We start from the raw sequence: 12,069 nt of genomic DNA on the forward strand, positions 1-12,069 counted from the left end.
GCGATGAGGCCGCAAGGGGGCGGCGACATTGCGGCGGACAATGGTGACGGGCTAGGGGTCGGTCAAGCGACCGCAGCGCGCAGGCGTTCAACCACAAACCAAGCCCGGCGGGAATGGACGAGATCACCGAAGACCGCGTTCTGGACGGCAGGGTGCGCCTGCGCCAGCCCGTCGGCGGCTATCGCGCCGGCCTGGACGCCGCGCTCCTGGCGGCAGCCTGCGACTCGGGACCCGGAATGCGTGTGCTGGAGGCCGGCTGCGGCGCGGGCGGCGCGCTGCTGGCCGCCGCCGTTCGCCGACCGGGCGCCTGCTTCACGGGCGTGGAACGCAGCGCATCGGCCGCCGCCTTGGCGCGCGAGAACGCCAGCCTCAACGAACTGGCTGATCGCGTGGAGATCCTTGAGGGCGACGTCGCCAGCGGCTTCCGCAGTCTTGGTCTGGCGCCCTTCGACGCGGCGATGTCCAACCCGCCGTTCTTCGACGACCCTGCCGCCCTGCGCGCGCCTGCGCTTGCGAAGCAGGGCGCGTGGATGGCTGACGATGGGCTGGGCGCCTGGACGGCGTTCCTGTCCAAGGCCGTGCGGGAAGGCGGCGCCATTACCCTGATCCACAGAGCCGACAGGCTGGCCGACATCCTGGCGCTGCTGGCGCCCAAAGCGGGATCCTTTCAGATTCGGCCGGTGCATCCCTTCGCCGACCAGCCTGCCAAGCGGGTGATCGTGCGCGCCATAAAGACCGGCAGGGCGCCTTTGCGGCTGCTGCCGCCACTCGTCATGCACGACCGTGCCGGCGGCAAGCACAGCGCAGAAGCCGAGGCCATTCTGCGCGGTGAGGCCGCCTTGCCCTGGCTCTAGCGCTCCAGGCCGAGCTGCTCGCGATAGCTGTCGTCGACCAGGTCGTGATACTCGGGATGCTTGGCGACGTAGGCGCTGATGAAGGGGCAGCTGGGGATCACCTTCAGCCCCTGCTCGCGCGCCCAGTCCAGAGCCGCGCGGGCGAGCTTGCTGCCGACGCCCCGTCCCTCGAACGCCTCGGGCACCACGGTGTGCGGCAGGATCACCACGTCGTCCCGCAGCCGGTATTCGGCGTAGGCAGTCTCGCCGCCCAACACGACTTCGAAGCGCATCGCGCCTTCATTCTGGTGAACCGACAGGCTCTCGGACATGGGACGACTCTCTTGTTCTGACCGCCGGCATCCTAGCCACGAAAAAGGCCCGGGCGTGAACCCGGGCCTTCGCTTTCGAGCTGTCGGACGACGGCTTAGTTGCGCGCTTGGTCCACCAGCTTGTTCTTGGTGATCCAGGGCATCATGGCGCGCAGGCGCTGGCCCACTTCCTCGATCTGGTGCTCGGAACCCCGGCGGCGGGTCGCCTTGAAGGACGGGGCGCCGACGGCGTTCTCCTGCATGAAGTCGCGGACGAAGCGGCCGGACTGGATGTCTTCCAGCACGCGCTTCATCTCGGCCTTGGTCTCAGGCGTGACGATCCGCGGGCCGGTAACGTACTCGCCGTACTCGGCCGTGTTGGAGATCGAGTAGTTCATGTTGGCGATGCCGCCTTCGTAGATCAGGTCCACGATGAGCTTCACCTCATGGAGGCACTCGAAGTAGGCCATCTCCGGCGCGTAGCCGGCTTCCACCAGGGTCTCGAAGCCGGCGCGGATCAGCTCCACCAGGCCGCCGCAGAGCACGGCCTGTTCGCCGAACAGGTCGGTTTCGCACTCTTCCTGGAAGGTGGTCTCGATGATGCCCGACCGGCCGCCGCCGATGGCGGAGGCGTAGGCCAGGCCGAGGTCCATGGCGCCGCCGGTCGCGTCCTTGTGGATCGCGATCAGGCAGGGGACGCCGCCGCCCTTCTGGTATTCGCCGCGCACGGTGTGGCCCGGGCCCTTCGGCGCAACCATCAGCACGTCGATGGTGTCCTTGGGCTCGATCAGGTTGAAGTGCACATTCAGGCCGTGAGCGAACAGCAGGGCCGCGCCGTCACGGATGTTCGGGGCGATCTCGGAATTGTAGATGCCGCGCTGCAGCTCGTCGGGCGCCAGCACCATGACGGCGTCGGCCCAGGCGGCGGCTTCCGCCACGCTCATGACCTTCAGGCCGTCGGCCTCGACCTTCTTGGCGGTCGGCGAGCCGGGACGCAGGGCCACCACGACGTTCTTGGCGCCGGAATCGGTAAGGTTCAGCGCGTGCGCGCGACCTTGCGAGCCGTAGCCTACAATCGCGATCTTCTTGTCCAGGATGCGGGAAATGTCAGCGTCGCGGTCGTAGTAGACGCGCATGATTGTTCTCCTGAACAGGTTAGAAGCGCTGAGTCCGCGCAACGGCGGTGCAGCAAAGCGGGGGCTTTCCAGCGGTTTTTTGCCAAAAGGTCAAGGGAAGCCGTGCGCTGCATCGCCTGCTGCGGCGTCGCAACCTGCGCCGGAACGTGGCATTTGGCCGGCATGATCGAGGTCACGCCCCAGATCCAGCTGCAGGACGACGAGATCCAGTCGAAGGCGGTGCGTGCATCCGGCCCTGGCGGACAGCACGTCAACAAGACGTCCACGGCGGTGGAGCTGCGGTTCGACGTTCGCGCCTCGCCTGCCCTGCCCGAGCCGGTGCGTGCGCGCCTTTATCGCCTGGCCGGCAGCCGGCTGACGCAGGACGGCGTGCTGGTTCTGGTCGCACAAGGCTCGCGCTCCCAGGAGATGAACCGCCAGGAAGCCATCGAACGTCTGGTGGACCTGATCCGCGAGGCGGCAAAGCCGCCGCCGCCGCCGCGCAAGAAGACGAAGCCGACCTACGCCTCGAAGCTGCGACGGCTGGATGGCAAGTCGAAGCGTTCGGGGGTCAAGGCCATGCGGGGCAAACCCAAGCTCGATTAGACGTGTTAAGACAAAAGTCGGCCACGCCACACGCTCGCCCCATTGCCCGGTATTGGGGCATGCTCTGGCCCAGCCGCCGCCCCATGCCTATGGTGAGGTCCATGTCCCGCGCCCTACTCTCCGTCGTCGCCGTTTCCGCCGCCGTGGCCGCCTGCGCCCCGACTATGGGACCGCCGCCGCCGGGCGGCCGCATGGGTCCGCCGCCCCCCGCATCGGGCGGCGCGTTCCGGGCTGATGATTTCGCCTGGTCCTCCGGGACGGGTCGCGGCGGGGTGGTCGGGCAGGTCACCTATCGACAAGGCCAGGTCCGTTTCGGCTGCTCAGGAGCCAGCGTCGTACTGACCCCGGAGACGCCCTGGACCCGCCAGCGCATGATCATGCTTTACCAGTCTCCTGAACGGGCGGCCCAGCCGGTGGAAGCCGTTCGGGCGCGCACGCCCGCGGGGCCCTCGGACGACTACTCGGCCTTCGTGCGCCGGGCGACCTGCGACAGCACCGATCGCTTCAGCTTCACCGGCGTGCCCGATGGCGCGTGGTACGTGATCACCACCGCCCGGCCGGTCGCCCATTCAGGCCAGACCATGGCGCTCATGCGCCGCGTGGTGGTCCGCAACGGGCGCGTGGCGAACGTCGAGCTCTAAGCTCGGCTGCAGCAACCAGCCGGGAATCCGAGGGTTTCCTCCGCGAGAGGAGCGCGGGAACGCCGCTCCGGTGGAGACCTTCGACATGCGCCCGATCGTTTGCGTGACCCTGGCCTTGACGGCTCTGACCGCCGCATCCACGTCCGCCCTGGCTCAATCCGAAAAGAAGCCCGAACAGCGCCGTCCGGTGGCGGTCTCGGCCGAGCGGTTCGCCCAGCCCGCCGCCTACGTCGAAAGCGGCCACGGCTACTCGGAGCGCGCGCGCCGCATCTCCGACTGCCTGGCGACTTACCCGAACTACAACTGGCGAACGGACCGGATCCAGGTGCGTCCCGGCGTGACGCGCCGCTGCGAACTCTGAGGTTTGGAACCGGGCGGCCCGTTACGCCTTCCCTGCCGCGGGATGCCGAACGGAGAGTTCGATGCGCAAGATGGCGAGCGCCGCAATGGCCGCCCTTGTCGCCGCCGGCGCCCTATCGGCCCTCGGCGCGGCTGAGGCTCAGCCCTACGGCTACTACACCGGCCCCGGCGGCTACGGTTACAGGTACGATCCCCCGCGGGCGTATGATCCCTACGGCCGTTATGTGCCCGGCCGCCCTTACTACAACGGCTATGACGGCTACCCGGGCGACAGCTCGATCGCCGGCGCCGCCGGCGCCGTGTTGGGCGCCCTTCTGGGCGATCCGGGCTACGGGTCTGGCTATGGCTGGAGCGGGGTCCCTCACGACCGCTATGGTCCCGACCCGAACGGCATGATCGGACCCGACGGCCGTCGGATCAAATGCAAGCTGCGCCGCAGCTACGATCCTTATTACCGGGGCCAGGTCACGCGCCGGGAATGTTGGCCCACCTGATGCGAAAACGCCCGCCGGGCGGACCTGGCGGGCGTCTCGTTCTTCTCAGCTGGCCTTAGTGGACCTTGGCCCTGGCGATAGCGAGACCGTCGCCCGCCGAGCCGACGTCGATCACCTGCCCGTCCTCCAGTTCGCCCGCCAGCAGCTTGCGGGCGATGGGGTCGACAAGCTCCTTCTGGATGACCCGCTTCAGCGGCCGGGCGCCATAAACCGGGTCATAGCCGCGCTCCGCCAGCCAGTGGAGGGCGGCATCGTCCAGGCTCAAGGTCATGCGCCGGTCGGCGAGCAGCTTCTCCACCCGCTTCAGCTGGATTGTGACGATGTTGTCCATGTCCGCACGACCCAGCCGCTTGAACAGGATGATCTCGTCGATCCGGTTGAGGAACTCGGGCCGGAAGTGGCGGCGCACCGCGTCCATCACCATCGGCCGCGCGGTCTCCACGTCATCGCCGTCCGCAAGGTTCGCCAGATACTCCGCCCCCATGTTGGAGGTCATGATGATCAGGGTGTTGCGGAAGTCGACCGTGCGGCCCTGGCCACCGGTCAGGCGACCGTCGTCCAGCACCTGCAGCAGCACGTTGAAGACGTCCGGGTGCGCCTTCTCGACCTCGTCGAACAGCACGACCTGATAGGGCCGGCGCCGAACGCTTTCGGTTAGCGCCCCGCCTTCGTCATAGCCGACGTAGCCGGGAGGCGCGCCGATCATCCGGCTGACCGAGTGCTTCTCCATGTACTCGCTCATGTCGAGGCGGGTCACGGCGCTCTCGTCGTCGAACAGGAACTCGGCCAGCGCCTTGGTCAGCTCGGTTTTGCCGACGCCGGTGGGCCCCAGGAACAGGAACGAGCCGATGGGCCGGTTCGGGTCCTTAAGGCCGGCGCGGGCGCGCCGCACCGCATCGGAGACGGCGACCAGGGCTTCTTCCTGGCCGACCACCCGCTGACGCAGGCTGTCTTCCATCTGCAGCAGCTTTTCGCGCTCGCCTTCCAGCATCTTCTCGACCGGAAGGCCGGTCCAACGGGACACCACGGCCGCGATCTGCTCGGCGTCCACGACCTCGGGGCTGGCGTCCTTTTCACCGGCCTCGGCTTCGGCGAGCCGCTTCTCCAGCGGCGGGATCTCGCCATAGGCGATCTCGGACGCGCGCTGCAGGTCGCCGCGCCGCTGGGCGTTCACCAGCTCCGCGCGCAGGCGGTCCAGCGCCTCGCGGGTCTGAGCCGACGAGGAGACCTTCTCCTTTTCGGCCCGCCAACGGGCAGTCATCTCGGCGGACTGACCTTCCAGATCGTCCAGCTCGTCCTCGAGCTTTTCAAGGCGCGCCTTGGACGCGGGATCGCTTTCCTTGGAAAGGGCCTCGCGCTCGATCTTCAGCTGCACGATGCGGCGGTCGATCTCGTCCAGCTCTTCGGGCTTGGAGTCCACAGCCATGCGCACGCGGCTGGCCGCCTCGTCCACAAGGTCGATCGCCTTGTCCGGCAAGAAACGGTCCGCGATGTAGCGGTTCGAGAGGGTCGCGGCGGCCACGATGGCGCTGTCGGAGATGCGCACGCCATGGTGCACCTCGTACTTCTCCTTCAGGCCGCGCAGGATGGAGATGGTGTCCTCCACCGTCGGCTCCTGCACGAACACCGGCTGGAAGCGACGCGCGAGGGCGGCGTCCTTCTCCACATGCTTGCGATACTCGTCGAGCGTGGTGGCGCCCACGCAGTGCAGCTCGCCCCGCGCCAGCGCCGGCTTCAGCAGGTTCGAGGCGTCCATCGCCCCGTCCGACTTCCCGGCGCCCACCAGGGTATGCATCTCGTCAATGAACAGGATGATCGAGCCCTCGGCCGCGGTCACCTCATTCAGCACCGCCTTCAGCCGCTCCTCGAATTCCCCGCGGTATTTCGCGCCGGCGATCAGGGAGCCCATGTCGAGCGCCAGGAGCTTCTTGTCCTTGAGGCTCTCGGGCACGTCGCCGTTGATGATGCGCAGGGCCAGGCCCTCGACGATAGCCGTCTTGCCGACGCCGGGCTCGCCGATCAGCACTGGGTTGTTCTTGGTCCGGCGGCTCAGCACCTGGATGGTGCGGCGGATTTCTTCGTCCCGGCCGATCACCGGGTCGAGCTTGCCGTCTTTCGCCGCCTGGGTGAGGTCGCGGGCGTAGCGTTTCAGCGCGTCGTAGCCTTCTTCGGCCGAGGCGCTGTCGGCGGTCTTGCCCTTGCGGATCGCCTGCGCCGCGTCTTCCAGCGCCGCAGTGGTGACGCCAGCGCTTTTCAGCGCCTTGGCAGCCTCGCCGCCTTCCTTGGCGATGGCGATCAGCAGCCGTTCGGTGGTGACGAAGGCGTCGCCGGCGTCCTTGGCGCCCTGCTCGGCGTCGGCGAACACGCGGGCCGCTTCCGGCTTCATGTAGAGCTGGCCCGAGCCGCCCTCGACCTTTGGCAGCTTGCCGAGCGCAGCGTCCACCGCCTGGTCGGCTTCGTCCGGCCTGCCGCCGGCGCTCTGGATCAGCGCACGAGACAAGCCATCCTTTTCCTCGAGCAGAACCTTCAAGAGGTGCTCGGGCGCGAACTGCTGGTGGCGCCGGGCGAGCGCCAGGCTCTGCGCAGATTGGACCGCCTGTTTGGCGCGGTCGGTGTAGATGTCGATGTTCATCAGGTCCCCTCTGGAGGCGGATTGGCCGAGGTCGCCTTGATCAAGCACAACCCCAGCCTCACCCGATGTAGTGTGACCCAAATGGCACACAAGAGCCGGTGGCCGACTTTGCCTCATCAGCGCCACCCGGTGCGGTTGCGGGCCTAAGCTGATCATTGATCAGCTAAAAGACGCGATGAGAGACCAACGGTTGTTTGAAAACGCCGTTTCTTAATGGTGAAGCCGCGTTGACCGAGGCGCCACACCTCCCGAAATAAGCGCCAAGCTGTCGCAACCGAGGACTGTTTCCGGGGTTCTGCGCGGCGATCGGGTCTCCTCCCCCGAGGACCCAGGGAGAGTAAGTAGCATGAAAAAAGTTGTGGCTTTCGCAGCCGCCTCCGCGGCGGTGCTGACCATTGCGTCCCAAGCTCAAGCCGGCGGTTTCTACCTGCAGGAGCAGTCCGCCCGCGGCGCCGGCCGCGCCTTTTCGGGCGAAGTCGCGGACCAGGGGGTCGCGTCGCTGTGGTGGAACCCGGCCTCTATCGCCCGCAGCGGTCGCGAGGCCTACGTGGGCGCCCATGCCATCTTCGTCGACGCCGACGTGACCAACACCGGCTCGACCATCACCTATCCGGGCGGCGTGACCCTGCCGGTCAGCGGCGAGCCGCGCGCCTTCAACCCGATCAACGACGGCGTGGCCCCCAACTTCGCCGTCGCCCTGCCGGTGGGCGACCGCTTCGCCGTCGGCCTATCGGTGGCCGCGCCGTTCAACTTCACCACCGAATACCGCAACACCGCCTGGACCCGGTTTGACGCACTGGAGTCGCGTCTGACCAGCGGCGACGTGCAGCTGACCGGCGCCATGCGTGTCACCGACTGGCTGGACCTGGGCGTGTCGGTGGACGGCCAGTACGTCGACGCGAAGCTTTCGACCGCCTACCCGAACCTGTCGCCGCTGCTTCCGTCGGGCGTCTCCCAGCTCAGCGGCGAAGGCCTCGACTGGGGTTGGTCGGCCGGCGCCCAGGCGCACTTCGACCGCCTGACCCTCGGCGCGAGCTACCGTTCGGCTATCGAGCATGAGCTAGACGGCCGCGTGATCGTGGGCGGCCTGGTGGGCCCGCTCGCCGGCGTGAACGGCGACTTCTACGGCCAAGCCAGCTTCACCACCCCGTGGATCGCCACCGCCGGCCTGCGCTATGCCCTCAACGACAAGCTGACCCTGAACGCCCAGGTCCAGCGCATCGGCTGGGGCGAGTTCGACGCCATCACGGTCAACCAGGAGACGCCCGCGGGCGTCCAGACCCAGGCCCTGGCCCAGAACTACAAGGACGTGACCTCGGGCGGCGTGGGCGTGGACTACGCCGTCAACGACCGCGTCACCCTGCGCGCCGGCGTGCAGTACGACCCGACCCCGACCCGGGACGAAGAGCGCACCGCACGCGTGCCGGACGGCGACCGCTACCTCTATTCGGTGGGCGCCACGGGCAAGGTCAATGACCGCTTGAGCGTCGACGCCGCGTTCACGGTGATCAACTTCAAGGACTCCGAGATCCACCACGACACCACCTTCTACGGCGGCACGGCCGCGGCCACGACCACGCGTCTGCGTGGCGAGGTGCAAGGCACCGGCTATGTGATGTCGCTGGGCCTGCGCACCAGCTTCTAAGCCGAGCTTCCTCCGGGGAGGTCAGCCACGAGAGCGCCGCCTGGGTTCGCTTCAGGCGGCGCTTTTCGTTTCAGCCGATGGGCGTGGCGGGCCGTGTGTAGATGCGGGTCACGTAGCGGACCTTCTCGCCGGCGGTCCAGATCAGGTGCTCGATGTCGGTAATCTCGTGCACCACGTCGGGGCGGGCGCCCGGCGCATCCATGGGCAGCACGCGATCGCCCCGATTCATGGGCGTGAATGGATCGTCGGAGTCGACCTTCCAGAACAGGTCCTCGGCTCCGCCCGGCCCGTAGAACTCCAGGCTGTAGCGCTTGATCTCGTCGGCACGGTAGCGGATCGACATGGACCGCTAACGCACGTCCTGGACCGCCGTTCAGCGGGCGGCGTAGCGCTTCACCACCCGGTAGAGGAACTCGCGCCCTTCATAGAGCGATCGGACGCGAATGCGCTCGTTCAGTCCGTGCACCCCGCTGCCGTCCGGCTCGCTGAACATGCCCGACAGGCCATAGGTCGGAATGCCGGCGGCGAGCAGAAACCGTCCATCGGTTGCGCCTGTGGCCATGGCGGGGACCAGCGGCACGCCGGGCCACAGCTCCGCGGCCGTCTGCTCGGCGGGCCCGAGAATGTCGCGGCTCAGCGGCGGCGGCCTGGACACAGGGCTCTTTGCGCCGCCGAGGGTGATCTTCACGCCGGGGTCGGCGACGACTTCGGTCAGCCGCTGGAGCGTGCCTTCGACGCTTTCGTCCGGCAGGATCCGGCAGTTGACGTTGGCCGCCGCCCGCTGCGGCAGGGCGTTGGGCGCATGGCCTGCGTCCACCATGGTGGCCACGCAGGTGGTGCGCATCATGGAGTTGTAACCTGCGTCACGGCTGATGCTTGCGACGGCTTCGGCCGGGGTCGGCGTGGCGAGCGCCGCCTTCATGGCCGCGCCGGTCTCGCCGCCGAGGATGGTGCTCATCCGCTCGAAGTGCAGGCGCGTGGCTTCGTTCAGCGCCACGGGGAAGTCATAGGTCCCGATGCGGGAAAGCGCGGCCGACAGCCGGTAGATGGCGTTGTCCTTCACCGGCCGCGAGGAATGGCCGCCGGGGTTCGTCGTCTCGAGGGTGAAGTCCTGATAGACTTTCTCCCCCGCTTGGATGCCCAGGTAGACCCGCTTGTCGCCCATCAGCCGCCCGCCGGCGCCCTCGTTCAGCGCGAAGGCGGCGTCCAGGGCGCCAGGATGGTGGGCCAGCAGCCAGCTGACGCCATTGAAAGTGTCCGGCGTCTCCTCGCCACAGGTCAGCGCCAGCTTGATGGTGCGCTTGGGCCGAAAGCCCTCCGACTTGTAGCGGATCATGGCGTCGGTAAAGGCCGCGGCCATGGCTTTGTCGTCGCTAGCCCCGCGGGCGTAGAAGTAGCCGTCTTCCTCCACCAGCTTGAACGGATCGCGCACCCAGTCTTCGCGCTTGGCCTCCACCACGTCCACGTGGGCCAGCAGCAGCAAGGGCTTCAGCCGGGAGTCGGAGCCGCGCAGGACGGCGATAAGGGCGCCGTCCTTGGGCCGCTCGGCGGGCGCAAGGATCTGGATGTCGCCCTCCCCATAGCCGCCCGCCTTGAGACGCGCCGCCATCTTCTGCGCCGCTTCGGTGCACGAGCCGGAGGACAGGGTCGTGTTGGTCTCCACCAGCTCCTGATAGAGCGCCCGGAACTGCGCCTGCCCCGGATAGTTCGGAACGGCCTGCTGGGCGGCGGCTGACGTTGCGAACAGGGCCACGGCCGCGGCGGCGGCCAGTTTGTGGATCATCGGCGAGCTCCCCCGAACTTCAAAGCCACGGTAGGAGCCGACGTGCGGGCCGCGCAAGCCGGGCTCAGTTCACGTCGGTCTTTTTCGGCGCCTCAGGCGGCATGGGGGCCACGGGGATGCCGTCCTGCACCAGCTCGCGCACGTCCTTTTGGCTCGCCTGGCCGTAGATGCCGCGCTGCTCCGACCGCCCCTCGTGGATGGCGCGAGCCTCCCTTGCGAAGGCGTCCCCCACGTCGTCGAAGTTCTCTTCGACGTAGGCCCGGACCTGGCTCAAGGCTTCCATCATCATGGCCTGCGTCTGGCCCTCAGGCGCCTCGACGCGAGCCGTTTTCTTTGTGCCGGAAACCGCCGGCGCCATGATCTGTTTGCGAACCGCCTTGGAGGCGCAAACCGGGCACTCCAGCAGACCACGGGCCAGCTGGTCGTCGTAGTCGCCGGAGGAGCCGAACCAGCCTTCGAACTCATGGGCGTGATCACAGGTCAGCGCGTATCGGATCATGGGAGTTGGAATTCACGCGCGTTCTTCAGCGCCGGGATCGCCTGGCGCGCCTTGGCGACGTCTTCCAGGTCAAGCGCGGCCACAAGCACGCCCGGCTCGTCATGGTCAAGATGGCCGACCACTTGGCCCCATGGTCCGACGATCATCGAGCGCCCCCACGTGGCGCGGCCGTCCTCGTGCTCTCCACCTTGGGCGGGGGCCAGGACGAAGCTGCCGGTCTCGATGGCGCGGGCCCGCAGCAGCACCTCCCAATGCGCCTCGCCAGTCGGGCGGGTGAACGCTGAAGGAACGGTCAGCACCTGAGCCCCGGCCGCCGCCAACGCCCGGAACAGCGCGGGGAACCTGAGGTCATAGCAGATGGAAAGACCCAGCTTCAGGTCGCCGGCCTGGACCACCACCGCGCGATCGCCAGGCTCGTAGGCTTCGCTCTCGCGGATCCTCTGCCCGGTCGGCAGGTCCACGTCGAACATGTGCATCTTGTCGTAGGTGGCGATGAGCGCGCCATCAGGGCTGATCAAGGCCGCCCGGTTGGCCGCCTTGCCGTCCGCCCGCAGCACCAGGGCCGAGCCGATCAGGATCCAGACGCCCAACTCGCACGCGGCCTCACGCAGCCCCCGCACGACAGGATCATCTTCAAGCGCCCGGAGCATCGGCCACAGCACGGACCGGTCACGCTGCAGGACGTTCGTGCCCTCGGGCGTGACGATCAGGCGTGCGCCCTGCCCCGCCGCCTCGCGGACCAGCGGCAGGACATGCGAGAGAGCCGCCTGCGGCGTGGCGGGCGTGCGCGTCTGGATCAGGCCGACCTTCATGAGGTCAGCATATAGGGATTGGTCGCCCGCTCTGCGACCGCCGAAGCCTCAGGCGGCGTTCAGCAGCGGATCGAGCTTGCCGGCCCGTTCCAGCGCCATCATGTCGTCGCAGCCGCCAATGTGCTGCTCGCCGATGAAGATCTGCGGAAAGGTCATGCGGCCGGAGCGCTGGACCATTTCGGCCTTCTTGTCCGGATCGAAAGCAGCCTCGATCTCGGTGAAGGGCACGCCCTTCTGTTCCAGCAGCGACAGCGCGCGCACGCAGTAGGGGCAGTAGGGCTTGGTGTAGATGGTGACTTGGGCCATGGCGCTCTAAACGAAGACCGGACGCGAAAGCT

At 67.9% G+C, this 12,069-nt stretch carries 14 protein-coding genes; 6 read left to right on the forward strand and 8 right to left on the reverse strand.

The features are described from left to right. The first annotated feature begins 113 nt into the window (after positions 1 to 113). Positions 114 to 854: a tRNA1(Val) (adenine(37)-N6)-methyltransferase gene (locus DJ018_RS16305; RefSeq protein ID WP_111516029.1), complete on the forward strand. Its 741-nt coding sequence runs from the start codon at positions 114 to 116 to the stop codon at positions 852 to 854. On the opposite strand, the gene DJ018_RS16310 is transcribed toward DJ018_RS16305, so the two are convergent. Both DJ018_RS16310 and ilvC read right to left on the reverse strand, forming a co-directional pair. Further along, positions 851 to 1,165 carry a GNAT family N-acetyltransferase gene (locus tag DJ018_RS16310; RefSeq protein ID WP_111516030.1) on the reverse strand — a complete coding sequence of 105 codons (315 nt, stop codon included), beginning with the start codon at positions 1,163 to 1,165 and terminating at the stop codon, positions 851 to 853. The two genes, DJ018_RS16305 and DJ018_RS16310, sit on opposite strands and share 4 nt — an antisense overlap. Positions 1,166 to 1,260: 95 nt before the next feature. Further along, positions 1,261 to 2,280: a ketol-acid reductoisomerase gene (gene ilvC, locus DJ018_RS16315; protein WP_111516031.1), complete on the reverse strand. Its 1,020-nt coding sequence runs from the start codon at positions 2,278 to 2,280 to the stop codon at positions 1,261 to 1,263. A 162-nt stretch (positions 2,281 to 2,442) separates the two neighbouring features. Between ilvC and arfB the strand changes: the two genes are divergently transcribed. The 4 genes from arfB to DJ018_RS16335 all read left to right on the forward strand — a co-directional run bounded on the left by arfB (position 2,443) and on the right by DJ018_RS16335 (position 4,360). Next, the gene (arfB, locus tag DJ018_RS16320; RefSeq protein WP_111516124.1) at positions 2,443 to 2,865 is read left to right on the forward strand and encodes an alternative ribosome rescue aminoacyl-tRNA hydrolase ArfB; all 423 of its coding nucleotides are present in this window, start codon (positions 2,443 to 2,445) and stop codon (positions 2,863 to 2,865) included. Positions 2,866 to 2,966: 101 nt separating this feature from the next. Further along, the gene (locus tag DJ018_RS19020; protein WP_133254319.1) at positions 2,967 to 3,506 is read left to right on the forward strand and encodes a hypothetical protein; all 540 of its coding nucleotides are present in this window, start codon (positions 2,967 to 2,969) and stop codon (positions 3,504 to 3,506) included. A gap of 85 nt (positions 3,507 to 3,591) precedes the next feature. After that, the gene (locus DJ018_RS16330; RefSeq protein WP_133254320.1) at positions 3,592 to 3,867 is read left to right on the forward strand and encodes a hypothetical protein; all 276 of its coding nucleotides are present in this window, start codon (positions 3,592 to 3,594) and stop codon (positions 3,865 to 3,867) included. A gap of 61 nt (positions 3,868 to 3,928) precedes the next feature. After that, positions 3,929 to 4,360 (forward strand): hypothetical protein, encoded by a 432-nt coding sequence (locus DJ018_RS16335; protein ID WP_111516034.1) that lies wholly within the window; start codon positions 3,929 to 3,931, stop codon positions 4,358 to 4,360. A gap of 55 nt (positions 4,361 to 4,415) precedes the next feature. On the opposite strand, the gene clpB is transcribed toward DJ018_RS16335, so the two are convergent. After that, positions 4,416 to 6,992: an ATP-dependent chaperone ClpB gene (gene clpB, locus DJ018_RS16340; protein WP_111516125.1), complete on the reverse strand. Its 2,577-nt coding sequence runs from the start codon at positions 6,990 to 6,992 to the stop codon at positions 4,416 to 4,418. A 346-nt stretch (positions 6,993 to 7,338) separates the two neighbouring features. Here clpB and DJ018_RS16345 point away from each other — a divergent pair, with 346 nt between their 5' ends. Continuing rightward, positions 7,339 to 8,637, forward strand: a complete 1,299-nt coding sequence (locus DJ018_RS16345; protein ID WP_111516035.1) for an OmpP1/FadL family transporter — start codon at positions 7,339 to 7,341, stop codon at positions 8,635 to 8,637. A 70-nt stretch (positions 8,638 to 8,707) separates the two neighbouring features. On the opposite strand, the gene DJ018_RS16350 is transcribed toward DJ018_RS16345, so the two are convergent. From DJ018_RS16350 to grxC, 5 genes are all read right to left on the reverse strand, one after another. Then, a complete protein-coding gene (locus DJ018_RS16350) occupies positions 8,708 to 8,980 on the reverse strand; it encodes a hypothetical protein (protein ID WP_111516036.1) in 273 nt (90 codons plus the stop codon). A gap of 30 nt (positions 8,981 to 9,010) precedes the next feature. Next, positions 9,011 to 10,420 (reverse strand): M20/M25/M40 family metallo-hydrolase, encoded by a 1,410-nt coding sequence (locus tag DJ018_RS16355; protein ID WP_111516037.1) that lies wholly within the window; start codon positions 10,418 to 10,420, stop codon positions 9,011 to 9,013. A gap of 64 nt (positions 10,421 to 10,484) precedes the next feature. Continuing rightward, positions 10,485 to 10,919 carry a DUF1178 family protein gene (locus DJ018_RS16360; protein ID WP_111516038.1) on the reverse strand — a complete coding sequence of 145 codons (435 nt, stop codon included), beginning with the start codon at positions 10,917 to 10,919 and terminating at the stop codon, positions 10,485 to 10,487. Further along, entirely contained in the window at positions 10,916 to 11,731 is an 816-nt protein-coding gene (locus tag DJ018_RS16365) for a carbon-nitrogen hydrolase family protein (RefSeq protein WP_111516039.1), read from the reverse strand. Before DJ018_RS16365 ends, DJ018_RS16360 begins: the two co-directional genes overlap by 4 nt. 48 nt (positions 11,732 to 11,779) lie before the next feature. Continuing rightward, entirely contained in the window at positions 11,780 to 12,037 is a 258-nt protein-coding gene (gene grxC / locus DJ018_RS16370) for a glutaredoxin 3 (RefSeq protein WP_111516040.1), read from the reverse strand. Between the last annotated feature and the right edge of the window lie 32 nt (positions 12,038 to 12,069).

Origin of the sequence: Phenylobacterium deserti, from assembly GCF_003254705.1 — a bacterium.
GTDB classification, from domain to species: Bacteria; Pseudomonadota; Alphaproteobacteria; order Caulobacterales; family Caulobacteraceae; genus Phenylobacterium; species Phenylobacterium deserti.

Excerpts from the sequence above, each read along its gene's own strand:
- DJ018_RS16305 (WP_111516029.1), top strand. The coding sequence starts at position 114 with ATGGACGAGATCACCGAAGACCGCGTTCTGGACGGCAGGGTGCGCCTG.
- DJ018_RS16310 (WP_111516030.1), bottom strand. The coding sequence starts at position 1,165 with ATGTCCGAGAGCCTGTCGGTTCACCAGAATGAAGGCGCGATGCGCTTC.
- ilvC (WP_111516031.1), bottom strand. The coding sequence starts at position 2,280 with ATGCGCGTCTACTACGACCGCGACGCTGACATTTCCCGCATCCTGGAC.
- arfB (WP_111516124.1), top strand. The coding sequence starts at position 2,443 with ATGATCGAGGTCACGCCCCAGATCCAGCTGCAGGACGACGAGATCCAG.
- DJ018_RS19020 (WP_133254319.1), top strand. The coding sequence starts at position 2,967 with ATGTCCCGCGCCCTACTCTCCGTCGTCGCCGTTTCCGCCGCCGTGGCC.
- DJ018_RS16330 (WP_133254320.1), top strand. The coding sequence starts at position 3,592 with ATGCGCCCGATCGTTTGCGTGACCCTGGCCTTGACGGCTCTGACCGCC.
- DJ018_RS16335 (WP_111516034.1), top strand. The coding sequence starts at position 3,929 with ATGCGCAAGATGGCGAGCGCCGCAATGGCCGCCCTTGTCGCCGCCGGC.
- clpB (WP_111516125.1), bottom strand. The coding sequence starts at position 6,992 with ATGAACATCGACATCTACACCGACCGCGCCAAACAGGCGGTCCAATCT.
- DJ018_RS16345 (WP_111516035.1), top strand. The coding sequence starts at position 7,339 with ATGAAAAAAGTTGTGGCTTTCGCAGCCGCCTCCGCGGCGGTGCTGACC.
- DJ018_RS16350 (WP_111516036.1), bottom strand. The coding sequence starts at position 8,980 with ATGTCGATCCGCTACCGTGCCGACGAGATCAAGCGCTACAGCCTGGAG.
- DJ018_RS16355 (WP_111516037.1), bottom strand. The coding sequence starts at position 10,420 with ATGATCCACAAACTGGCCGCCGCCGCGGCCGTGGCCCTGTTCGCAACG.
- DJ018_RS16360 (WP_111516038.1), bottom strand. The coding sequence starts at position 10,919 with ATGATCCGATACGCGCTGACCTGTGATCACGCCCATGAGTTCGAAGGC.
- DJ018_RS16365 (WP_111516039.1), bottom strand. The coding sequence starts at position 11,731 with ATGAAGGTCGGCCTGATCCAGACGCGCACGCCCGCCACGCCGCAGGCG.
- grxC (WP_111516040.1), bottom strand. The coding sequence starts at position 12,037 with ATGGCCCAAGTCACCATCTACACCAAGCCCTACTGCCCCTACTGCGTG.